At 73.5% G+C, this 21,804-nt stretch carries 23 protein-coding genes; 14 read left to right on the forward strand and 9 right to left on the reverse strand.

All coding sequences use genetic code 11. The features are described from left to right. Positions 1 to 42: 42 nt before the first annotated feature. Positions 43 to 861 (reverse strand): enoyl-CoA hydratase-related protein, encoded by an 819-nt coding sequence (locus AB0J67_RS11815; RefSeq protein WP_363480003.1) that lies wholly within the window; start codon positions 859 to 861, stop codon positions 43 to 45. Positions 862 to 878: 17 nt separating this feature from the next. Between AB0J67_RS11815 and hemW the strand changes: the two genes are divergently transcribed. Next, positions 879 to 2,093, forward strand: coding sequence for a radical SAM family heme chaperone HemW (gene hemW / locus AB0J67_RS11820; protein WP_363480006.1), 1,215 nt, complete (start codon positions 879 to 881; stop codon positions 2,091 to 2,093). A 9-nt stretch (positions 2,094 to 2,102) separates the two neighbouring features. Here hemW and AB0J67_RS11825 read toward each other — a convergent pair whose 3' ends face one another. Next, positions 2,103 to 2,621 carry a DUF4870 domain-containing protein gene (locus AB0J67_RS11825; RefSeq protein ID WP_363480009.1) on the reverse strand — a complete coding sequence of 173 codons (519 nt, stop codon included), beginning with the start codon at positions 2,619 to 2,621 and terminating at the stop codon, positions 2,103 to 2,105. A gap of 230 nt (positions 2,622 to 2,851) precedes the next feature. Between AB0J67_RS11825 and hrcA the strand changes: the two genes are divergently transcribed. The 3 genes from hrcA (at position 2,852) to AB0J67_RS11840 (ending at position 5,883) form a co-directional block, all read left to right on the forward strand. Then, positions 2,852 to 3,877, forward strand: a complete 1,026-nt coding sequence (gene hrcA / locus AB0J67_RS11830) for a heat-inducible transcriptional repressor HrcA (RefSeq protein WP_363480012.1) — start codon at positions 2,852 to 2,854, stop codon at positions 3,875 to 3,877. Positions 3,878 to 3,926: 49 nt separating this feature from the next. Next, positions 3,927 to 5,057: a molecular chaperone DnaJ gene (gene dnaJ / locus AB0J67_RS11835; protein ID WP_363480015.1), complete on the forward strand. Its 1,131-nt coding sequence runs from the start codon at positions 3,927 to 3,929 to the stop codon at positions 5,055 to 5,057. Positions 5,058 to 5,148: 91 nt separating this feature from the next. Next, entirely contained in the window at positions 5,149 to 5,883 is a 735-nt protein-coding gene (locus AB0J67_RS11840; protein ID WP_363480018.1) for a 16S rRNA (uracil(1498)-N(3))-methyltransferase, read from the forward strand. A gap of 103 nt (positions 5,884 to 5,986) precedes the next feature. On the opposite strand, the gene AB0J67_RS11845 is transcribed toward AB0J67_RS11840, so the two are convergent. Beyond that, entirely contained in the window at positions 5,987 to 6,727 is a 741-nt protein-coding gene (locus AB0J67_RS11845; RefSeq protein WP_363480021.1) for an SDR family oxidoreductase, read from the reverse strand. A gap of 48 nt (positions 6,728 to 6,775) precedes the next feature. Between AB0J67_RS11845 and AB0J67_RS11850 the strand changes: the two genes are divergently transcribed. The 7 genes from AB0J67_RS11850 to AB0J67_RS11880 all read left to right on the forward strand — a co-directional run bounded on the left by AB0J67_RS11850 (position 6,776) and on the right by AB0J67_RS11880 (position 13,143). Beyond that, entirely contained in the window at positions 6,776 to 7,129 is a 354-nt protein-coding gene (locus AB0J67_RS11850) for a histidine triad nucleotide-binding protein (RefSeq protein WP_363480024.1), read from the forward strand. Positions 7,130 to 7,139: 10 nt separating this feature from the next. Then, positions 7,140 to 8,516: a serine hydrolase domain-containing protein gene (locus tag AB0J67_RS11855; RefSeq protein WP_363480027.1), complete on the forward strand. Its 1,377-nt coding sequence runs from the start codon at positions 7,140 to 7,142 to the stop codon at positions 8,514 to 8,516. 307 nt (positions 8,517 to 8,823) lie between these two features. Next, entirely contained in the window at positions 8,824 to 9,867 is a 1,044-nt protein-coding gene (locus AB0J67_RS11860) for a PhoH family protein (protein ID WP_363480030.1), read from the forward strand. 16 nt (positions 9,868 to 9,883) lie between these two features. Continuing rightward, the gene (gene ybeY / locus AB0J67_RS11865; RefSeq protein ID WP_363480033.1) at positions 9,884 to 10,435 is read left to right on the forward strand and encodes an rRNA maturation RNase YbeY; all 552 of its coding nucleotides are present in this window, start codon (positions 9,884 to 9,886) and stop codon (positions 10,433 to 10,435) included. Between the two features lie 100 nt (positions 10,436 to 10,535). After that, positions 10,536 to 11,852 (forward strand): hemolysin family protein, encoded by a 1,317-nt coding sequence (locus AB0J67_RS11870; RefSeq protein ID WP_363480036.1) that lies wholly within the window; start codon positions 10,536 to 10,538, stop codon positions 11,850 to 11,852. Then, complete coding sequence (locus AB0J67_RS11875; RefSeq protein ID WP_363480039.1) at positions 11,845 to 12,198, forward strand: cytidine deaminase; 354 nt, start codon at positions 11,845 to 11,847, stop codon at positions 12,196 to 12,198. Before AB0J67_RS11870 ends, AB0J67_RS11875 begins: the two co-directional genes overlap by 8 nt. Before the next feature lie 66 nt (positions 12,199 to 12,264). Then, positions 12,265 to 13,143: a hypothetical protein gene (locus AB0J67_RS11880; protein WP_363480042.1), complete on the forward strand. Its 879-nt coding sequence runs from the start codon at positions 12,265 to 12,267 to the stop codon at positions 13,141 to 13,143. A gap of 146 nt (positions 13,144 to 13,289) precedes the next feature. Here the strand turns inward: AB0J67_RS11880 and AB0J67_RS11885 are convergent, their stop codons facing one another. The 3 genes from AB0J67_RS11885 to AB0J67_RS11895 are packed head-to-tail and all read right to left on the reverse strand — an operon-like array spanning position 13,290 to position 16,338. Continuing rightward, positions 13,290 to 14,099 (reverse strand): sugar phosphate isomerase/epimerase, encoded by an 810-nt coding sequence (locus AB0J67_RS11885; RefSeq protein WP_363480045.1) that lies wholly within the window; start codon positions 14,097 to 14,099, stop codon positions 13,290 to 13,292. Continuing rightward, the gene (locus AB0J67_RS11890; RefSeq protein WP_363480048.1) at positions 14,096 to 15,196 is read right to left on the reverse strand and encodes a dihydrodipicolinate synthase family protein; all 1,101 of its coding nucleotides are present in this window, start codon (positions 15,194 to 15,196) and stop codon (positions 14,096 to 14,098) included. Before AB0J67_RS11890 ends, AB0J67_RS11885 begins: the two co-directional genes overlap by 4 nt. Next, complete coding sequence (locus tag AB0J67_RS11895; RefSeq protein ID WP_363480051.1) at positions 15,193 to 16,338, reverse strand: Gfo/Idh/MocA family oxidoreductase; 1,146 nt, start codon at positions 16,336 to 16,338, stop codon at positions 15,193 to 15,195. Before AB0J67_RS11895 ends, AB0J67_RS11890 begins: the two co-directional genes overlap by 4 nt. 133 nt (positions 16,339 to 16,471) lie before the next feature. Between AB0J67_RS11895 and AB0J67_RS11900 the strand changes: the two genes are divergently transcribed. The 3 genes from AB0J67_RS11900 to AB0J67_RS11910 all read left to right on the forward strand — a co-directional run bounded on the left by AB0J67_RS11900 (position 16,472) and on the right by AB0J67_RS11910 (position 19,744). After that, positions 16,472 to 17,497, forward strand: coding sequence for a LacI family DNA-binding transcriptional regulator (locus tag AB0J67_RS11900; RefSeq protein WP_363480054.1), 1,026 nt, complete (start codon positions 16,472 to 16,474; stop codon positions 17,495 to 17,497). A 93-nt stretch (positions 17,498 to 17,590) separates the two neighbouring features. Then, entirely contained in the window at positions 17,591 to 18,637 is a 1,047-nt protein-coding gene (locus AB0J67_RS11905) for a hypothetical protein (RefSeq protein WP_363480057.1), read from the forward strand. 390 nt (positions 18,638 to 19,027) lie between these two features. Further along, on the forward strand, positions 19,028 to 19,744 hold the full coding sequence (locus AB0J67_RS11910; protein ID WP_363480060.1) for a hypothetical protein: 717 nt from the start codon (positions 19,028 to 19,030) through the stop codon (positions 19,742 to 19,744). Positions 19,745 to 19,819: 75 nt separating this feature from the next. Here the strand turns inward: AB0J67_RS11910 and AB0J67_RS11915 are convergent, their stop codons facing one another. The 3 genes from AB0J67_RS11915 to AB0J67_RS11925 form a co-directional block, all read right to left on the reverse strand. After that, the gene (locus AB0J67_RS11915) at positions 19,820 to 21,052 is read right to left on the reverse strand and encodes a delta-60 repeat domain-containing protein (protein ID WP_363480063.1); all 1,233 of its coding nucleotides are present in this window, start codon (positions 21,050 to 21,052) and stop codon (positions 19,820 to 19,822) included. A 180-nt stretch (positions 21,053 to 21,232) separates the two neighbouring features. Then, positions 21,233 to 21,619, reverse strand: a complete 387-nt coding sequence (locus tag AB0J67_RS11920; protein ID WP_363480066.1) for a hypothetical protein — start codon at positions 21,617 to 21,619, stop codon at positions 21,233 to 21,235. Then, the gene (locus AB0J67_RS11925; RefSeq protein WP_363480069.1) at positions 21,616 to 21,804 is read right to left on the reverse strand and encodes a hypothetical protein; all 189 of its coding nucleotides are present in this window, start codon (positions 21,802 to 21,804) and stop codon (positions 21,616 to 21,618) included. The genes AB0J67_RS11920 and AB0J67_RS11925 overlap by 4 nt, the downstream gene beginning before the upstream one ends.

Genomic DNA, 21,804 nt, shown 5'->3' on the forward strand with positions numbered 1-21,804 from the left:
GAGGTCCGCCGACCGGGGCGAGCCACGTCCGCTCCCGCCACCTTACGGCGTGCCGGCCACCGCGGCACCGTCCTCGTCGGACGCCGGAACCCAGGCGGCATCCCGTTTCTCCCGGAATGCGGCGACTCCTTCGCGACCCTCGGCGGAGCCGAAGAAGCGCAGCGAGATATCCGACAGGTACGCCAGCTCCGCGTCCAGCTCCGGCTCGGGCCGGCGGCGCAGCAGCTCCTTCGTGGTCGCCAGCGAGGCCGGCGCGCCGCGCACCAGGCTGTCGCACCAGCGCCCGACCACCGCGTCCAGGTCGTCGGCGGGGGCGGTCGCGGTGACCAGGCCGACCGCGGCGGCGCGGGCGCCGTCGAAGACGTCGCCGGTCAGGTAGAGCTCGGCCGCGGCCCGCGGCGCCAGCCGGGGCAGCACGGTCGAGGAGATCAGCGCGGGCACCACGCCCAGGCGCACCTCGGTGAAGGCGAAGGTCGCCGCCGTCGCGCACACCGCGAGGTCGGCCGCGGCGATCAGCCCCAGGCCCCCGGCGCGCGCCGGGCCCCGCACCACGGCCACCACCGGCTTCGGCGACCGGGCCACCGCGCCCAGCACGTCGCCCAGCAGCGCGGCGGGCATCTGCCCCGACTTCGCCGCGGCGGCCGTCTCGGCCAGGTCGGCGCCGGAGCAGAACACCGGGCCGGTGTGGTCCAGCACGATCACGCGCACCCGGTCGTCGCCGGCCGCCCCGGCCAGCGCCGCCAGCAGCTCGGTCATCAGCCGGTGGGACAGCGCGTTGCGGTTGTGCGGGCTGTCCAGCGTGATGGTGGTTACGCCGCGGGCGTGGGTGACCCGGACGAGAGGTGAGTCAGGTGAGGACATGAGGGCAGACTAGAGCCGTGGCACAGCTCCCCGACGGCGAACCCGTCCCCGACGACGGCGCCCTTCCCGATTCCGCGCTGACCGACGTCGGCGGCCGTGGCTTCGGCGTGTACCTGCACGTCCCGTTCTGCGCGAGCCGCTGCGGGTACTGCGACTTCAACACCTACACCGCGTCGGAGCTGGGCGGCGCCGACACCGAGGGGTACGTCGAGGCGGTGCTCGCCGAGCTGGCGCTGGCCGCGAAGCTGCTGCCCGCGCCGCCGCGGGTGGACACCGTGTTCGTCGGCGGCGGCACGCCGACCCTGCTGCGCCCGGCCCAGCTCGGCCGGATGCTGGAGGCGGTCGACGCCGCCTGGGGCCTGGCGCCCGGCGCCGAGGTGACCACCGAGGCCAACCCGGAATCCGTCGACCCGGCGAAGCTGCGCGAGCTGCGCGCGGCCGGCTTCACCCGGATCTCGCTGGGCATGCAGTCGGCCGCGCCGGGCGTGCTGCGGATCCTGGACCGGCAGCACACCGCCGGGCGGGCACCGCAGGCCGCGACCGAGGCGCGCGAGGCCGGGTTCGAGCACGTCAACCTCGACCTGATCTACGGCACGCCGGGGGAGACCGAGGACGACTTCGCCGCCTCGCTGGCCGCGGTGACCGGCGCGGGGGTGGACCATGTCAGCGCGTACGCCCTGATCGTGGAGGACGGCACCCGGCTGGCGGCCCGGATCCGGCGCGGGGAGATCGCCGCCCCCGACGACGACACCGCCGCCGACCGCTACCTGGCGGCCGAGGCGGCGCTGAGCGCGGCCGGGCTGAGCTGGTACGAGGTGTCCAACTGGGCGGCCGACGAGGCCGCGCGGTGCGCGCACAACCTGCTCTACTGGCGCGGCGGCGACTGGTGGGGCCTCGGCCCGGGGGCGCACAGCCACGTCGGCGGGGTGCGCTGGTGGAACGTCAAGCACCCCGGCCGGTACGCGGCCCGCCTGGCCGAGGGCCTGTCCCCGGGGCTGGGCCGGGAGGTGCTCACCGGTGAGCAGCGCCACACCGAGGACGTCCTGCTCCGGCTGCGCCTGGCCGAGGGCCTGCCGCTGGACGTGCTGAGCCCGGACGGGCGCGCGGCGGCGGCGCGGGCGCTCGCGGACGGGCTGCTGGCGCAGGCCGCGTACGCGGACGGCCGCGCGGCGCTGACGCTGCGCGGCCGTCTCCTCGCGGACGCGGTGGTCCACTCGCTGTTGGCCTGGTGAGGCCGGGTCTTACTTGATCAGGCGAAGCGTGCCGGGGTAGCGGTAGAGCTGGCCCTCATTGGCCTTCATGCCGGCGAGCACGCAGAAGATGATGACCAGGATCCACACGATGAACGGCAGGAAGAACAGGAAGCCGAGGCTGCACACGCTGAGGATGAAGGTCACCACGTAGGCGATCGTCGCGGTGATCTGGAAGTTCAGCGCCTCGACCGCGTGCGCCTTGACGGTCGGCGACTCGTTGCCCTTGACCAGCATGGCGACCAGCGGGGCGAGGAAGCCGACCACGATGCCGCCGAAGTGCGCGATCAGGGCCCAGGTCTTGTCGTCGGCGTTGGCGTAGCCGACCGGGGCCGGACCACCGGCGGGCGGCGGCAGGTAACCGCCGGGAGCCGAGGGCGGGACGGACGAGGGGGCCGACGGCGGCGGCGCTGCCGAGGCCGGCGGCTCGTAGGACGGCGACGACGGCGGCTGCGGCGCCGAGTAGCCGGGCGGCTCGGGGGCGGAGCCGGGCGGGGTGGGTTCACTCATGCCCGACAGGCTAGGGGTGTGGATCAATCGGCGCTAGTCAACGCTCATGACCGATAGGCGACATTCCACTGCCCGTCCGGCCGAGTTTGACCGTCACGTCCGCCGGGGAGACGTCTGGGATCACTGTCCGGTCCGGCGGAATGTCGGACCGGTCACCACGCCTATGCCGTCCGGGTGACGGCCCACGTAGACTGGCACTCCGTAGCGACGAGTGCCAGCGGGAGGTGCGTATGGGTCTGGACGACCGCAAGCTCGAGGTGCTGCGCGCCATCGTCGAGGACTACGTCGCGACGCAGGAGCCGGTCGGCAGCAAGGCGCTGGTCGAGCGGCACGCGCTCGGCGTCTCGCCGGCCACGGTCCGCAACGACATGGCCGTGCTGGAGGACGAGGGCTACATCCGCCAGCCGCACACCTCGGCCGGCCGGGTGCCGACCGACCGGGGCTACCGGCTCTTCGTCGACCGGCTGTCGCGGGTCAAGCCGCTCTCCCCGGCCGAGCGCCGGGCGATCGAGCGCTTCCTGGTCGGCGCCGTCGACCTCGACGACGTGGTGCACCGCGCGGTCCGGCTGCTCGCGCAGCTGACCCGCCAGGTCGCCGTCGTGCAGTACCCGAGCCTGACCCGCTCCGCCGTACGCCATCTCGAACTGGTCCCGGTCTCCACCACCCGGCTGCTGCTGGTCATGATCACCGACACCGGCCGCGTCGAGCAGCGGGTCGTGGAGCTGCCCGGCCCGGTCGACCCGGAGGAGATCACCGACCTGCGCCGCGTGCTCAACGCGACGCTGGCCGGGGTGAAGCTGGTGGACACCCCGCCGCTGGTGCAGGGCCTGGTGGAGCGGGCCGAGCCGCAGGCGAAGGCAACCATGAGCACGCTGGTCAGCGTCCTGCTGGAGACGCTCGTCGAGCGGCACGAGGAGCGCATCGCCCTGGCCGGCACGTCGAACCTGGCCCGGATGGGTCCGCTGGACCTGTCCACCGGCGCGCTGCGCCCCATCCTCGAGGCGCTCGAGGAGGAGGTCATCCTGCTGAAGCTCTTCGACGAGGTGAAGGCGGGGTCGGCCCGGGTGCGCATCGGCGACGAGAACGAGGTCGTGGACCTCCGCAGCACCTCGGTGGTCAGCACGGGCTACGGCCCGGGCGCGACCGTCGTGGGCGGGATGGGCGTCGTCGGCCCGACCCGCATGGACTACCCCGGCACCATCGCCACCGTACGCGCGGTCGCGCGTTACCTCGGCGAGATGCTGGCGCAGCACTGATCTGACCGTTGATGAACCTGTTGTCGATGAACTGAGGCTTGAGGACAGCGTGGCCAAGGACTACTACGGCATTCTCGGCGTTCCCAAGGACGCCGACGCCGACGACATCAAGCGGGCCTACCGCAAGCTGGCCCGTCAGTACCACCCGGACGTCAACCCGGACCCGGCCGCGGCGGAGAAGTTCAAGGACATCAACAACGCGTACGAGGTCCTCTCCGACGACCAGAAGCGGCGCATCGTCGACCTGGGCGGCGACCCGCTCGCGCCCGGCGGCGGCGGTGGCGGTGCGGGCGGCGGCGCCGGAGGCCCGTTCGTGGGCTTCCAGGACATCATGGACGCCTTCTTCGGCGGCAGCGGCTCGCGCGGCCCGCGCCCGCGCACCCGGCCCGGCGCCGACGCGATCCTGCGGCTGGACCTGGACCTGTTCGAGACCGCGTTCGGGGTCGAGGCGCCGATCACCGTGGACACCGCGGTGCTCTGCACCACCTGCTCCGGCGCCGGCACCGCCGCGGGCACCCAGCCGAAGACCTGCGACATGTGCGGCGGCCGCGGCGAGGTGCAGTCGGTGCAGCGCACCTTCCTGGGCCAGGTCGTGTCGTCGCGCCCCTGCGCCGCCTGCCAGGGCTTCGGCACCACCCTGCCGCACCCCTGCCCGACCTGCGCCGGCGACGGCCGGGTGCGCACCCGCCGCAGCCTGACCGTGAAGATCCCGGCCGGCGTCGAGGACGGCATGCGCATCCGCCTGGCCGGCCAGGGCGAGGTCGGCCCGGGCGGCGGCCCGTCCGGCGACCTCTACGTGGAGATCCACGAGCGCCCGCACGACGTGTACGCCCGCAAGGGCGACGACCTGCACTGCAAGGTCACCGTCCCGATGACCGCCGCCGCCCTCGGCACCCGCCTCACCATCAAGACCCTCGACTCCGAGGAGCAGCTGGAGGTCAAGCCCGGCACCCAGCCGAACTCGACCCTGCGCATCCGCGGCAAGGGCGTGCCGCACCTGCGCGGCAGCGGCCGCGGCGACCTCTTCGTGCACCTCGACGTCCGCACGCCCACCCGCCTGGACGGCGAGCAGGAGCGCATGCTCCGCGAGTTCGCCCGCGCCCGCGGCGAGGAGGTCGCCGAGCTCTCCAAGCAGGGCGGCTTCTTCTCCCGCGTCCGCGACGCCTTCAACGGCCACTGACCGTCTTTTTCCGCGTTGATCATGAACTTGTGGCACGGCTCGACGGCAGGTCGTGGCCACAGGTTCATGATCACCATTGGAGGGTGTGGCCGTGAGCGCGCCGCTGTTTCTCGTGGACTCGCTGCCGGGCGGGGACACCTTCACCCTGGACGGCCCCGAGGGGCATCACGCCGCCACCGTGCAGCGGCTGCGGGCCGGTGAGGCGCTGCTGCTCGCCGACGGCCGGGGCGGGGTGGCCTCCGCGACGGTGCAGACCGTCGGCAAGGGCAGTCTCGACGTGGTGGTCACCGAGCGGCGGTACGCCCGCGCGCCCGACCCGCGCCTCACCGTCGCCCAGGGCATCGCCAAGGGCGACCGGGGCGAGCTGGCGGTGCAGGCGATGACCGAGGTCGGCGTCGACGAGATCCTGCCCTGGGCCGCGGCACGCAGCGTGGCGCAGTGGCGCGGCGACCGGGGCGCCAAGGCGCGCGACAAGTGGGCCGCCGTCGCCCGCGAGGCGGCCAAGCAGGCCCGGCGCAGCTGGCTGCCGACCGTGGGCGGCGACCCGGACCTGTCCACCAAGCAGCTCGCGCAGCGGCTCGGCGCGGCGGACGCCGCCTACGTGCTGCACGAGGAGGCCACCGACCGGCTGTCCCAGGTCGAGCTGCCCACATCGGGCGAGATCGTGCTGGTCGTAGGCCCCGAAGGCGGCATCGACGACGCGGAGCTGGCCGCGTTCACCGCCGCCGGCGCCCGCCCGGTCCGCCTCGGCGACACCGTCCTGCGCACCTCCACCGCCGGCGTGGCGGCCCTGTCCGTCCTGGCCACCCGCCTCTCCCGCTGGTGACCTGCCGCCCGCCGGCCTTGATCGTTCGAGTTGCCTGGCACATGGGCGAATGGGCGCTCAAGATACGCACAGGTGCCTGGCAAGTCGGGCGATCTTGGCGGGGTCAGCGGAGGTGGGAGGCGCCGTTGAGGTCGAGGACGGCGCCGGAGGCCCACTCGGCGGCGGGGTCGGCCAGCCAGAGGACGGCGGCGGCGATCTCGTCGGGGCGGGCGACGCGGCCGAACGGGCTCTGCGAGGCGTGCTGCTCGCCGCGCGGGACTTTGTACGACGCGTTGGACTCGTCCTGCAGCACGTAGCCGGGCGCGACCGTGGCGACGGCGATGCCGTACGGGGCGAGCGCGACCGCCAGCGACTGGCCCATCGCGTGCAGGCCCGCCTTGGCGGCGCCGTACGCCGGCTGGCCGGGCTCGCCGCGGTAGGCGCCCCGGGAGCCGACGTTGACGATCCGGGCGGGCGGTGCCCCGGCTGGGCGGGCCAGCATGTGCCGCACCGCGCAGTACGTCACGTTGGCCGGGCCGGTCAGGTTCACCGCGAGGGTGCGTGCCCACGTCTCGCGCCACTCGTCGTAGGAGACCCCGGTGATCGGGTGCGGGTATGCCTGCCCGGCGTTGTTGACCAGCACGTCGATCCCGCCCAGCGCCTGCGCCGCGGCGTCGACCATGGCGGCGGTGGCGTCCGGGTCGGCCAGGTCGGCGCGTACCACCGCATGCCCTTGACCGGGCAGGGAGGCCAGCAGCGACGCGGCGTGGTCGGCGGAGTCGCGGTGGTGGATCGCGACGCGGTCGCCGTGCGCGGCGAACGCGGCGGCCACCGCCCGGCCGACGCCGCGCGACGCACCGGTCACCAACACTCTTCTCGGCAGTGGCATACCGGTCAGCCTACGATCTGTCTCGTGACCGAACCCGAGTGTCTGTTCTGCCGCATCGTGGCGGGCGAGATCCCCGCGATCATCGTCCGCGAGACGTCGAACACGCTGGCCTTCCGCGACATCGCACCCAAGGCGCCCACGCACGTGCTGGTCATCCCCAAGGAGCACTACGCGGACGTGGCCACCCTGGCCATGGACGACCCCGCGCTCGCCGGCGAGGTGCTGGCGACCGTCGCGGACGTGGCGGCGGCGGAGGGCATCCTGGGCGACGGGTTCCGGGTGATCTTCAACACCGGCGCGCTGGTCGGCCAGACCGTGTTCCACGCGCACGCCCACCTGCTCGGCGGCGTGGCGATGGACGGTGAGCTCACCGGGTAGTCTGCCCCGCGTGGCTGATGTGAACCGCTCTCTCGAACGCCTGGTCCGCGCGGTGCAGGCGGAGGCCCGCGTGCCCGCGCTCAGCGTGGCGCTGCGGCGCGACGACCGTCCGGTGTGGACGTTCCAGGTCGGCGGCTCGGGCAACCCGGCGGCCGCGCTGAGCGCGGACACCCCGTTCCGGATCGGCTCCATCACCAAGACCTTCACCGCCGTGCTGGTGCTGCAGTGCCGCGACGCCGGGCTGCTCGACCTCGACGACCCGATCGACGCGCACCTCAAGGTGCCCGCCCACGGCGGGCTGACCATCCGGCGGCTGCTGTCGCACACCGCCGGGCTGCAGCGCGAGCCGGTCGGCGACGTGTGGGACACGCTCACCCCGCCGGACCTGCCCGGCCTGCTCGACGACCTGGCCCGCACCGAGGCGATCCACCCGCCGGCGCGCCGCTTCCACTACTCCAACCTCGGCTTCGCCCTGCTCGGCCACCTCGCCGCGCAGCGGCTCGGCGGCACCTGGTGGGAGCTGGTCGACGAGCGCATCTGCCGCCCGCTGGGGCTGTCCGCGACGACGTACGCCGTGCCCGCGCACGCCGCGACCGGCTACCTCGTCGACGAGTACTCCGACCACGCCCGCCCCGAGCCGCCGACCGACTTCGGTGCGGTGGCCCCGGCGGCGCAGCTGTGGAGCACCGCCGCCGACCAGGCGCGCTGGGCTGCGTTCCTGGCCGACCCGGCCTCGGTGGACCCGGCCGGGGAGGTGCTGGCCGCCGCCACGCTGGAGGAGGCGCGCTGGCCGCTGACCCCGCGCAACGACGCCGTCTGGGGCTCCGGCTGGGGCCTGGGCCTGATGCTGTGGCCGCGCGAGGGCCGGGCCTTGCACGTGGGCCACAACGGCGCGATGCCCGGCTTCCTGGCCGCGGCGTGCGGCCGCCACGGCGGCCCCGGCAACCCCGGCGGTCTGTCCGCGGCGGTGCTGGCCTCCTCGGGCACCGCCGACGCGATCATCGACCTGCCGCACCGCCTGATCGAGGAGTCGCTGGCCGCCGACCCGGTGGACATCGCACCGTGGACGCCCGGGCAGGCCGCCCCCGAGCACCTGCGCGGCGTGCTGGGCCGCTGGTGGGGCGAGGGCTTCGAGTACGTGTTCCGCTGGTCCGACGGCGCCCTCACCGCCCGCGGCGCGGACGACCCGGCCGACGCGCCCCCGGCGGTGTTCGCACCGCTGCCCGGCGAGCCGGACGTGCTGCGTACCGTCTCGGGCCGCGAGGTCGGCGAGCGCCTGCGCCTGACCCGCGACGACACCGGCCAGGTGATCCGCCTCCACTGGGCCACCTACCGCTTCACCCGCCGCCAGGAGACCTTCGACGGCATCTGGGCCAGCCACCCCTGACCCCGCTACCCCCCCGTCGGCGGCGATCTTGCGCGGGCTGTGGGTACGACACGCGCGATCCGGGCGAATGGGCAACAGTTCGCGCAAGATCGGCGCCGGGGAGTGCGGACGGGGCGGGGATCGGCGGGTGTCGCCGCGTGGCCGGCGGGGTATGACGCCCTCAGCAGGAGCGGGTCCGGCGGACGGCGCGCCATAACCACTGGCGGCGAAGTCGGTGTCCGCGACTACGATGGGGGCAAGCGGCGGGCGACCGGAGCCGGCCGGCGGGGATTAGAGAGCGGGTGGCGGAAGGCCGGTCGGCCGAATTATGAGCGTTGGTTCCTCTCCGAACGCGGTGCAGACGAAGATCACCGTGCCTGACCCGAGTGTCATGGTCCAGTTGCTGGGCACCGGCGACCGCGTGCTCAAGCTCATCGAGAAGGCCCTGTCCAGCGACATCCTGGTCCGGGGCAACGAGATCACCATCACCGGCCCGGCGGCCGAGAACGCGCTTGCCGAGCGCGTCTTCGGTGAGCTGCTGGAGCTGATCGAGAAGGGCGAGACGCTGACCGAGGACGCCGTCCGACGCACCGTCGGCATGCTGACCGATGAGGGCACCACCGAGCGGCCTGCCGAGGTGCTCACCCTCAACATCCTCTCCCGTCGCGGGCGCACCATCCGCCCCAAGACCCTGGGCCAGAAGAAGTACGTGGACGCGATCGACGCGAACACCATCGTCTTCGGCATCGGCCCGGCCGGCACCGGCAAGACCTACCTGGCCATGGCCAAGGCGGTCCAGGCGCTGCAGGCCAAGCAGGTCACCCGGATCATCCTGACCCGGCCCGCGGTCGAGGCGGGGGAGCGGCTGGGCTTCCTGCCCGGCACCCTGAACGAGAAGATCGACCCCTACCTGCGCCCGCTCTACGACGCGCTGCACGACATGATGGACCCCGAGTCGATCCCGCGCCTGATGACGCAGGGCACGATCGAGGTGGCTCCGCTGGCGTACATGCGCGGCCGGACCCTCAACGACGCCTTCATCATCCTGGACGAGGCCCAGAACACCACGCCCGAGCAGATGAAGATGTTCCTGACCCGGCTGGGCTTCAACTCCAAGGTCGTGGTCACCGGTGACGTGACGCAGGTCGACCTGCCGGGTGACCAGCGCAGCGGCCTGCGTGTCGTGCAGGAGATCCTGGACGGCCTGGAGGACGTGCACTTCTCGCGGCTGACCAGTGCCGACGTCGTGCGCCACCGGCTGGTCGGCGAGATCGTGGACGCGTACGCCAAGTGGGACGAGACCCAGCAGCGTGAGACGCTTCCGGCGAACGTTCATCCGGTGCCGCGACGCGGTGCCGGGCGACGCCGCTGACGCGAGGGAATGAAGAGTGTCTATCGAGATCGCCAACGAGTCCGGGTTCGACGTCGACGCCGACGCCATCGTCGCGGTGGCCCGGCACGCCCTGGTCCAGATGGGGGTGAACCCGCTCGCCGAGCTGTCGGTGCTGCTGGTCGACTCCGACTACATGGCGGAGCTGAACCACCGCTGGATGGACAAGGACGGCCCCACGGACGTGCTGGCCTTCCCGATGGACGAGGACACGATCGACCACGGCCCGTCGGAGTCCTCCGGCGGGCAGCCCTCGCTGCTCGGTGACATCGTGCTGTGCCCGGAGGTGGCCGCCTCCCAGGCCGCTCGCTACGGGAGCGCCGATCCCCGCATGCGGACCGGTGATAACGTGCCGGAGGCGCCCGCTTCCGGGCTGCACGGTGACTACAGCACCGCGGACGAGCTGAGCATGCTCACCATCCACGGCGTGCTGCATCTGCTCGGCTACGACCACGCCGAGCCGGAGGAGGAGCGGGAGATGTTCGCCCTGCAGGGCAAACTCCTGGAGAGCTGGCAGGCGCGGGCGGCAGGCGGGGCGAGCGGATCATGAACCCTGCCCATACCGTCCCGGCTCCGCTGGAGCCTCCCGGTGGTCCCCCCGAACGGTGGACCGCCGACGACCGCCCACGGGCGTCCGACGGGGCAGTGCGGTGAGCGAGCTGGGCGGCCTGCCCGACGCGTCGCTGCTCTGGTCGGCAGCCGGTCTGGTGGTGCTCGCGGGCCTGTTCGCGATGGCCGAGTCGGCCCTGGCCGTGATCTCGCCCGCCCGCGCGGCGGAGCTGGCCCGGGAGGGGCTGCGCGGCGCGGCCGCGCTGCAGGCGGTGGCCTCCGACGCGGTACGCCACATCAACCTGCTCCTGCTGCTGCGGCTGCTGAGCGAGCTCACCGCCACCACGCTCGTGGCGCTGGTCGCGGTGGACACGTTCGGGCCGGGCTGGACCGCGGCGCTGGTCACCGCGGGCGCGATGACCGTCACCAGCTTCGTCGTGGTGGGCGTCGCCCCGCGCACGATCGGCCGCCAGCACGCGTACGAGGTGGGCCGCTACACCGCCCCCGTGCTGCGCTGGCTGGGCCGGGTGCTCGGCCCGCTGGCCAGCCTGCTCATCGTCATCGGCAACGCGGTCACCCCCGGCAAGGGCTTCCGTGAGGGGCCGTTCGCCAGCACCCAGGTGGAGCTGCGCGAGCTGGTCGACCTGGCGGAGCAGCGCGGCGTGGTGGAGCACGGCGAGCGCGAGATGATCCACTCCGTGTTCGCGCTGGGCGACACCATCGCCCGCGAGGTGATGGTGCCGCGCACCGAGATGGTGTGGGTCGAGTCGACCAAGGCGTCCGAGCAGGCGCTGGCGCTGGCGCTGCGCTCCGGCTTCTCCCGGGTGCCGGTCATCGGCGAGTCCGTCGACGACGTGCTGGGCGTGGTGTACCTGAAGGATCTCGCCCGCCAGGTGCAGGAGGGCGGCGCGGACACGCCGGTCGCGCACCTGATGCGGGTGGCCTCGTTCGTACCGGAGTTCAAGCCCGTCGACGACCTGCTGTCGGAGATGCAGGCGGCCCGCACCCACCTCGCCATCGTCATCGACGAGTACGGCGGCACCGCCGGCCTGATCACGATCGAGGACATCCTCGAGGAGATCGTCGGTGAGATCACCGACGAGTACGACGTGGAGCGCCCGCCGGTCGAGCGCCTCGACGACGGCGCGGTGCGGGTGACCGGCCGGCTGCCCGTCGAGGACCTGGGCGAGCTGTTCGACGTCGAGCTGCCCGCCGACGAGGTGGAGACCGTCGCCGGCCTGCTGGCTCAGGCGCTGGGCCGGGTGCCCATCCCGGGCGCGCGGGTGTCGGTGGGCGGGCTGACCCTGGTCGCCGAGGGCACCACCGGCCGCCGCAACCACATCGACACGGTGCTGGTCACCCGAGACGTGCCCGCCGACGAAACGACCTCCCAGGAAAGGCACATGGCCGATGTCTGAGCTCGCCGCGGAGACCGTCTCCGCCGAGGACCGCAAGCTGCTCACCATGGCCCGCTCGGCCCGTGCCCGGATCGGCGCGATCGAGGGCGCCGCGGTGCGCGACGGCGACGGCCGCACGTACACCGGGGTCAGCGTGAACCTGCCCTCGTTCTCGGTGTCGGCGCTGCGGCTGGCGGTGGCGTCGGCGGTCGCGGCGGGCGCGAGCACGCTGGAGGCGGCGCTCGTGGTGACCGAGGCGTCCGTGGTCGACGCGTCGGACCTGGCCGCCGTGAGCGACGTGACCACCGGCATCCCGGTGTACCTGGCCACTCCGGACGGCACCATCGCCGCGACCGGCACGGCCTGATCCCCGCTTTGATCATGGGCGTTCGGCCGATGCGGGTCCGCTGAAGATCCTCTAGCGTTCGCCCACATGCGGGGACTGCGGGCGAGGATCGGCCCGGCCGGGCTGGCGCTGTGGACGGCGCTGACCATCGGCGCGATGGGGCTGCAGGCCGGCGCCTGGCTGGGCTGGCGCGGGGCGCCGCCGCTGCCGTCCGACCAGGTCGCGGTGGGGCTCACCCAGGACGCTGCGGGCGACCTGACCGCGGCCGCGGTCCGCCGCGACGACGAGCTGTTCGGGTACGAGTACGACAGGGCGGGCGACCCGGCGCTCTGGCTGGTCGGCACGGACGAGCGCTACCTCGCCGGTGCCGTGCGGGTCTCCTACGCCCTGCCCGAGGCGGCGGTGGAGGAGGACGTGATCGCCGCCGCGCGGCACCGGCTGGGCGCCGCCGGGTGGCAGGTCGGCGGCGACGCGTGGACGGTGACGGCGTACCGGGACGGCTGGCACCTGGTGGCCGTCGACGAGTACCGGAGCTGGTACAACGACATCGAGGGGCCGTCGCTCGTGATGAGCGTGGTGCGGGGCGAGCCGTCGCGGGTCGGCTGGTTCGCCCTCGGTGGGCTGCTGCTCGGGCTGGTGCCGGGGTGGTGGCTGGCGGGCGCGCTGCGCCGGAGCCTGCGGTACGGCGGCGTGCTGCTCGGGCTGAACCTGTTCCTGCTCACCCCGCAGGTGCTGATCGGGGGAGCCGCGCTCGGCCGGTGGCTGTGGCGGGACCCGGCCGCGCCGCCCGAGGCCGCCTGGGGCGTGAACAACGAGCTCGGGGCCAGCTGCGGTGCGGGGCTGGCGGGGGTCCTGTTCGCGGCCCTGCTGATCGGTGCGGCGATGAAGTGGCACCGGACGGTGGAGAAGACCGTGCCGACCTCGGTCCGGCTGCGGGCCGCCCTGTTCCGCGAGTCCCTCCGCTGACCGGCCTCGGTCGGCGGGCTGGCTGCGCGGGACGGGTGTCGTCCAGCGTCAGGGGTCCGGTTGTCCGGGGCCAAGATCGCTGTTTCGGGTCAGAAACTGCAGTCAGACCACAGATTCTGCCCCGAAACAGCGATCATGCTCTTTCGTCAGAGGGGGCCGAGGTGGGTGAGATGGCGGTCGACGACGGTCTTGACCGTGTCGGCCGGGTCGGTGTCCCAGATGGACTGGTTGAAGATCTCGACCTCGACGTGGCCGGTGTAGCCGGCCCGCAGCACCGCCTCGGTGATCGGGGCGAAGTCGATGTGGCCGTCGCCGACGTGGCCGCGGCCGAGCAGCATGTCCGCGGGCAGCGGCACCACCCAGTCGCAGACCTGGTAGGCGGAGATCCGCCCGGCGGCGCGTGCGATCTGGTCGAACAGCTGCGGGTCCCACCACACGTGGTACGTGTCGACGACGACGCCGACCTCGTGCGGGGCGAACGGCTCGGCCAGGTCCAGCGCCTGGCCGAGGGTGGAGACCACCGCACGGTCGGCGCAGAACATCGGGTGCAGCGGCTCGATCGCCAGGCGTACGCCGTGGCCGCTCGCGTACGGCACGAGCTGCTCCAGGGCGCGGGCCACGTTCGCCCGGGCCGCGGGCAGGTCCTTCGAGCCGGGGGCCAGGCCGCCGACGACCAGCACCAGCTCGGAGGTGCCGAGCTGGGCCGCCTCGTCGACGGCGCGCCGGTTGTCGTCCAGCGCCTCGGCCGAGCCGGTGGTGAAGAAGCCGCCCCGGCACAGGCTGGTCACGGTCAGCCCGTGCCCGTCGAGCAGCTGCCGGGCCGCCTTCGCCCCGCCCGCGGCCTCGACCACGTCGCGCCACGGGCCGATGCCGCTGATGCCGTGCTCGGCGCAGAGCCTGGCGGCCTGCTCCAGGGTGGCCTTCTTGATCGTGGCGGTGTTCAGCGACAGCCTCATGCGGCGCCGTCCAGGTACAGCGCCAGCCGGTGCGCGGCCAGGTCCGGGTCGGCCAGCACACCCGCCTCACCCGCCAGCCGGTGCAGTTCGAGCAGGTGGTCGCGGGAGCGCGACGTCTCCTGCCCGCCGACCATCCGGAACTGCTCCTGGTGGCCGTTGAGCCAGGCCAGGAACACGATGCCGGTCTTGTAGTGGTACGTCGGCGCGCCGAAGATGTGCTTGGCCAGCGGCACGGTCGGGTCGAGGATCGCGCGGAACCCGGCGGTGTCGCCGGTGTCCAGCACCGCCAGCGCCTTGGCGGCCGGGACCGCGATGGCGTCGAAGATGCCCAGCAGCGCGTCCGAGTAGCCGACCTCGTCGCCCGCGATGAGCTGCGGGTAGTTGAAGTCGTCTCCGGTGTAGAGACGCACACCCGCAGGCAGCCGCCGCCGGATCGCGACCTCGCGGGCCTCGTCGAGCAGTGACACCTTGATGCCGTCGATCTTCGAGGCGTTGGCGTGGATCAGCTCCAGCGCGCTCTCGGTGGCGGCGTCCAGGTCGGCCGCGCCCCAGTAGCCGGCCAGCGCCGGGTCGAACATGTCGCCCAGCCAGTGCAGGATCACCGGCTGGTCGGCCTGCGCCAGCAGCTTGCCGTAGACGGCGTGGTAGTCGGCCGGGCCCGCGGCCGCCGCGGCCAGCGCCCGCGACGCCATCAGGATGACCTTCGCGCCCGCCTGCTGCACGACGTCGAGCTGCTCGGCGTACGCCGCCTCGATGTCGGCCAGCGAGTGCGCGCCCGGGGCGAGCTGGTCGGTGCCCGCGCCGCAGGCCAGGGTGCCGCCGACGGCCTTGGCCTCGGCGCCGCTGCGCCGGATCAGCTCGGTGGTGGCGGCCCAGTCCAGGCCCATGCCGCGCTGCGCGGTGTCCATCGCGTCGGCGATGCCCAGGCCCAGCGACCACAGGTGGTGCCGGAACGCCATGGTGGCGTCCCAGTCCACGACCGCCGGGCGGCCGGGGCCGTTGTCGGCGGCCGGGTCGGCCACCACGTGCGCGGCCGCGTAGAAGACGCGCGACCGGCCGCTGTCGGCCGGCCGGGCCGCGGTGAGCTCGCCCGTCACAGGTCACCGACCAGGATCTTGCGGCCCTCACGCGCCGACTGCAGGCCCAGCTCGGCCAGCTGCACCCCGCGGGCACCGGCGTACAGGTCGTGGCCGTACGGCGCGTCGGCGACCACGTGCGCCAGGTACTCCTCCCACTGGCGCTTGAAGCCGTTGTCGTACACGTCGTTCTCCGGCACCTCGGTCCACTGGTCGCGGAAGTCGTGGCTGACCGGCAGGTCCGGGTTCCACACCGGCTTCGGGGTGCTCGCCCGGTGCTGGACGCGGCAGTTGCGCAGGCCGGCCACGGCGCTGCCCTCGGTGCCGTCCACGTGGAAGGTGACCAGCTCGGTGCGGTCGACGCGGGTGGTCCACGAGCTGTTGACCGAGGCGATGATGCCGCCCTCCAGCTCCAGCACGGCGTACGCCGCGTCGTCGGCGGTGGCCGGGTAGGCCTGGCCGCGCTCGTCCCAGCGCTGCGGGATGTGCGTGGCGGCCTGCGCGTAGACCGAGCGGACCGGCGCGATCACGTGGTCGAGCACGTAGCGCCAGTGCGGGAACATGTCGAGGATGATGCCGCCGCCGTCCTCGGTGCGGTAGTTCCAGCTCGGACGCTGCGCGGCCTGCCAGTCGCCCTCGAACACCCAGTAGCCGAACTCGACCCGCACGGACAGGATGCGCCCGAAGAAGCCCGACTCGACCAGGCGGCGCAGCTTCAGCAGGCCCGGCAGGTAGAGCTTGTCGGCGACCACGCCGTGCTTGATCCCGGCGGCCTTCGCCTCGTTCGCCAGGGCGACGGCCTCCTCCAGCGTCTCGGCGGTCGGCTTCTCGGTGTAGATGTGCTTGCCGGCCGCGATGGCCTGGCGCAGCGCCGCCACCCGCGCGGTGGTCACCTGGGCGTCGAAGTAGATCTCGTTGCTCTCGTCGGCGAGCGCCGCGGCCAGGTCGGTGGTGTACCGGGTGAGCCCGTGCTGCTCGGCGAGCTGCTCCAGCTTGGCCGCGTTGCGGCCGACGAGCACCGGCTCCGGCCAGACGACGGTGCCGTCGGCGAGGGTGAGGCCGCCCTGCTCGCGGATGGCGAGGATGGACCGCACCAGGTGCTGTCGGTAGCCCATCCGGCCGGTGACACCGTTCATCACGATGCCGACTGATCTGCGGTCCATGTTCACGTCACTCCACTTCGGTGCGATCGATGCGCCCGCCCGGCCGCATGCGCGGCGCGAGGGACGCATCGTCAAGGGGGATCGGGTAGAAGGTGGAAAGCGCTTTCCGCCGTCGAGGCGGTACCCTACGCCCATGCCTCGAACCTCGTCAACCAGAACCCCCGGCAGCGCGGTCACGCTGCAGCAGGTCGCCACCGCGGCCGGTGTCTCGCTGGCGACCGCGTCCCGGGTGCTGCACGGCAGCGGGGGGCGCAGGGTCGCCGAGGCGCTGGCCGAACGCGTCACCGCCGCCGCCACCGAGCTGCGCTACGTCGCGCACGCCCCGGCGCAGTCGCTGGCCCGCTCGCGCAGCACCGTGGTGGGGGTGCTGGTGCACGACATCGCCGACCCCTACTTCGCCGCGATCGCGGCCGGGGCGATGGGCGTGGCCCGTGAGCACGATCTGATGGTGCTGGTGGCCAACACCTTCCGCGATCCGGGGCTGGAGCGCGACTACCTGGCCCGGCTGCGCGCGCAGCGGGCGCGGGCGGTGCTGCTGGCGGGCTCGGCGTTCGTGAGCGAGCCGTTCGCCGAGGAGGTGGCGGCGTTCGCCGACTCCGGCGGGCGGGTCGCCGCCATCGGCGCGCACGGCACCGGCATCGACACGGTCCAGCCCGACCAGTACGGCGGCGGCCGCGTGATCGCCGAGCACCTGGTCGCCCTGGGCCACCGCGAGGTGGGCGTGATCACCGGCCCGGCCGGGCTGGCCACGGTGGCGCAGCGGCTGGCGGGCTTCACCTCGGTGGTGGCCCGCCCGCACGTCGCCGTCGCCGACTTCACCCGGGAGGGCGGCCGCGCGGCGGCGCACACGCTGCTGCGCGAGCACCCCGCGATCACCGCGATCTTCGCGCTGAACGACCTGATGGCGGCCGGTGCGCTGGCCGCGCTGCGGGAGCTGGGCCGGCCGGTGCCGGAGCAGGTGTCGGTGGCGGGCTTCGACGACCTGCCGGTCGCCACGGACCTCACCCCGGCGCTGACCACGGTGCGCCTGCAGCTGTCGGAGATCGGGGCGCAGGCGATGCGGCTGCTGCTCGACGACGAGCCGGGCGGGCGCACCGTGCCCGCCGCGGCCGAGCTCGTGGTACGCGGGAGCACCGGCCGGGCGGCTGGAGTGCACTGAACTCCCAATTCTCCAAGTTTTCCCGATTAGTCCGGTTTGAGGTAGGTGACGTCGGGTAGTCACTGGGCTGCGTCGAGCTCAGTGGAGGTATGCATGCGACGTCTCTTGTTCCCATCGACCCGGCCGGGGTCCCGATCCCTCACCGCCTGCGGGGCGACGGCCTTCGTCTTCGGGGCGGCGCTGATGGCAGCCGGCCTGACCCAGCCCACGGCGAAGGCCTGGGCGAACGCTCCCATCGGTATCAACCCCGGCGACACCGGCGTCGCCGCCGCGGAGTTCGCCACCCGCGACTGCAGCCCGCTCTTCGGCGGCGGCCCGCTGGCCGGGCAGGACGTGTGGGTGTTCAACCTGCCCGGCGACCACCTCGTCACCGGTGACTTCCTCTCCGTGAAGGCCACGTTCGCCGTGCCGGACGGCGGCGAGGCCACCGCGCTCATCCCGGACGAGGGCGGCGCGATCGTGCTCGACGAGACCAGCCGGGCGTGGATCGCCCTGCCGGCGGGGTGGACGCTCACCGACGCGACCGCCGAGATCTCGGGCAGCGCGGAGTCGTTCGTGCTCACCCAGACCTGCCCTGCCGACGCCACGGCGCCGGAGCCGGCCCCGTCGGGCGCCCCGCTGCCGGGCCCGTCCGCGTCGCCGTCAGCCGGCCCGATCACCGATCCGTCGGCGCCGCCGTCCGAGCCCGACCCGTCAGCCTCGCCGGTGCCGGGCGCCTTCGCCTCCACCCCGCCGGAGCCGCCGGTGGACCCGTCGGCGGCACCCGAGCCGCCCGTGGCCCCGGTCGACCCGTCCACTGCACCGGAACCGCCGGCAGACCCGTCCGCCGCGCCGGAGCCGTCGGCCGACCCGTCCTCCGCGCCGGAGCCGCCGGTGGCTCCGGTGGACCCCTTCGCGCCCGAGCCGCCGGTTGCCCCGGTGGACCCGTCCGCCGCGCCGGAGCCGCCCGTGGCTCCGTCCGCGGCCCCGGAACCGCCGGTGACCCCGTCGCCGGAGCCGCCGTCCCGGCCCGGCCGACCGCACCCGGTCGAGCCGCCGCCGAACGCCGGCTTCGACTCGCGGCCGGTCGTGCCGGGCTGGCAGAGCGCTGCCTCGCTGGGCACGCTCTGGGACGACATCATGTCCGCGTTCCCGTGGTGACGCCCGGCTGAGGGCAGTCCGGCCCGCCGAGAGGTGACGGCGAGCGGCCTACCTGTCTCAGGATGTGCACATCCCCGAGACAGGTAGGCCGCTGCGGACGGTCCCGGTCGGTGCGCCGCGCCCCTCATCGTGACGGCGCCGGCCCCGCAGCGGCGGGCCGGCGCCGTCACCTGTGTCCGGGTGGCTGATGCTCCGCGACCAGACCGCTGGGTCGGCGACCGCACCGCGGAAACGGCGACCGGGCGCCGTGGTGCGACAGCGGCCGCCAGACCAGCCCTGAACTGCGGAAAAGTGACTCCACCCGGGCGCGTCGCGGTTGCGTCGTGCGCTGCCGGTATCAATAGTTACGCAAAGTGGCTAAACAGCTACTTATCGTGACAGGAGGCATGCATGGAGCATCTCGAAGAGATCTCTGGCAAACCCGGCTCGAAGTACGCGGCCCTGCGGGCAGGCGCCCTCGCGTCGGTGGGCGCGCTGGCCATCGGGCTGGTGGTGAGCTTCGGCATCACCACGGCCGCCGCCACCGGAGCGGCAAGTTTCGTACCGGCCCCGGAACCGCGCTTCGTCGAGGGCAACCCGACCACGTGCGAGGAGGCCGGGTTCACCGGAACCCTGCTGTTCGGGGTGAACGAAGAGGCGTCCTACCCGCCCCCGCCGACCGACGCCGGGACCGGTGAGGTGTCGGCGGACGGCACGACCCTGGACGTGACGATCAACGACGGCTTCACGGCCTCGGGCATCCTGGTCAAGGGCGGCTCGGACGCGAACGCCTACGACGGGCCCTTCGTCGGTCCGGTGGTCGTCGAGGACATGCAGTCGCCGCTGAACATGGGCGGCAACGTGCCCGAGATCAGCCACTGGTTCGTCTGCGGCACCGGCGCGGTGCCGTCGTCCCCGCCGCCGTCGGTCTCGCCGTCGACGTCGGTCTCCCCATCCGCTTCGACTTCTCCGTCCACATCGCCCTCGACGTCGACGTCTCCGTCCACATCGCCCTCGGCGTCGACCTCGCCGTCGACGTCTCCGTCGGCGTCGCCCTGCCCGTCCCAGAGCAAGTCGCCCAAGCCCCACCACAGCGGCAAGCACACGCCGCGACCGCAGGCGCCCTAGGGCCACACGGCACCGCGGTGACGTGTGATGACGGCGTCGGCCACGCGAGGGCCGGCGCCGTCACCGTGCGCAGCGTCAGGGCGCTGCCGTGCCGGGCGGATGTGGGAACAGGCCGATGCGGGCGTGATACTCCCGGGCCAGCTCGTCGGTGTCCGAGCCGACCAGCAGGCCCTGCGGGGAGACGAGGAAGGCGCGTACGCCCTCGCCCCGGCTGCGGGTCGGGTTCCAGTCCAGCGCGCGGCCGGTCGCCGGGTCGAGCGCGGCGATGCCGGGGCGCCGCACCGCGCCTGGTCCCATCGTCTTGTGGCCATACGTGTTGTCCTGCCAGAGCTGGTGGCCGCCGACGTAGACGGCCGACCCGGTCGCGGCGACGGCGTAGAGGGAGTGCCCTCCCGTGTGGTTGATCCAGGTCGGCGCGTGCTCGCCCGGACCGGCTGTCTCGAACCGTGCCGCGCTGGTGCAGGGCAGGTCGGGGCCCGAGTCGTGGCCGGTGGTGACGACGACGAAGTATTCCCCGTCCGGGGAGTGGTCGATGCCGCGCACGTAGCTGTCGAAGCGCGAGTCGCAGCGGTCCGCGCCGTAGAACGCGGTGGACCAGTCGGTGAGCGCGGCCTGCGGCCCGGTGACGTCGAACTCCGCGAGCTGCTGCCGGTTCCGCCCCTGGACGCGGGTGAAGTTGCCGATCACCACCAGCCGGGAGCCGTCCGGCGACAGCGACATCGCCTCGGCCCGGGGCCGGTTGTTCACCCCCTGCGCCAGGCCGGGGTCGAAGCCCTCGTCAGGCTGTCCGGACATGGCGTCCAGCCGGGCCAGCCCGGCCCGGGACAGCCCGCGCACCGAGCGGTAGAAACCGCCCACGTACAGGTCCGAGCCGTGCACGGCGAGCGTTCGCACGTCGCCGTCGACCGGTGCGTAGAAGCTGCGGTGCACCCTTCCGGTGACCGGATCCACCCGGGCCAGCGAGCGCCGCTCGCGGCCGTTCACCACGGTGAAGTCGCCGCCCACCAGCAGGCTCCCGTCCGGTGCCTGGGCCAGCGCGTACACCGGCCCGTTCAGGTCCACGTCCAGCGGGGTGATCTGCCCGTCGGACAGCCGGAACGCCATCAGGTTGCGGCGGCGGGCGGGCGCCCGGCGCAGCGCGTCGGTGGTGGTGGTGAACTCCCCGCCGACGACCACGATGTCGCCGAGCAGGGCCATCGCCCAGACCCGGCCGTCGGTGACGTGCGGGGTCCAGTCCACCGGGTCGGTCGAGACGACCCGACGCGGGAGCGCGGCCGCCGGTGCCGCGGGTGGGATCGGTGGGGGCACCTCCGGAGGCAACGCGGCGACCGGGGAGGGCGCGGGAGCGGGTTCCGCGGCAGCCGGACCGGCTAGCAGGACGGATGACATCAGAAGCGACACGCCGATCACATAACGCATGAATACATAATCAACGTGATATGGGCGCGATGTGAAGAAATCGGCTGAAAAGCGAAAACTCGCTCGGGTTCACACTTCCCGGATGAGATCGGCACCCAGGATCTTCCCGGCCAGCGCCGGTTCGGCGGTCATCAGCGGCACCCGCAGCACCGCGGCCAGCAGGCAGGCGTGCGCCATACCGAGGGTGCCCAGGAACCGGGCGAGCCCGCCCACCGCCGGGGCGTCGCCCGGCTCCAGCGCGACGATCTCGACCTGCGGCAGGGTGCGGAGGATGTCCAGCATGCCCTCGCCGCCCGGGTCGGCCATCCAGTACGCCTCGCTCAGGCACAGCGCGGGCACGACAGCGGTGAACCCGCGGTCCTCCAGCCCGGCGAGCGCGGCGCTCACCGTCATGCTGTCGGCGGCCGCGTACCGCCGGATCGCGCTGGTGTCGACGACGCGGCCGCGCGGCCTCACCGGGCCTTCCGGGCCAGCTGCGCCATGACGGCCTCGTAGTTGGCCTCCTGCTCGGCGATCCACTCCGGATCGCCGCGCCGCTGCTCCTCCAGCTCGAGCTGGGCGCGGAACTCGTCCATCAGCTCCGGCGGGATCTCCGGCAGGCCGAGCCGCCGCCTGGTCTCCAGGTACGTTTCGCGGGCCAT

The sequence above is a fragment of the Catellatospora sp. NPDC049609 genome (assembly GCF_040675365.1).
Lineage (GTDB): Bacteria > Actinomycetota > Actinomycetes > Mycobacteriales > Micromonosporaceae > Catellatospora.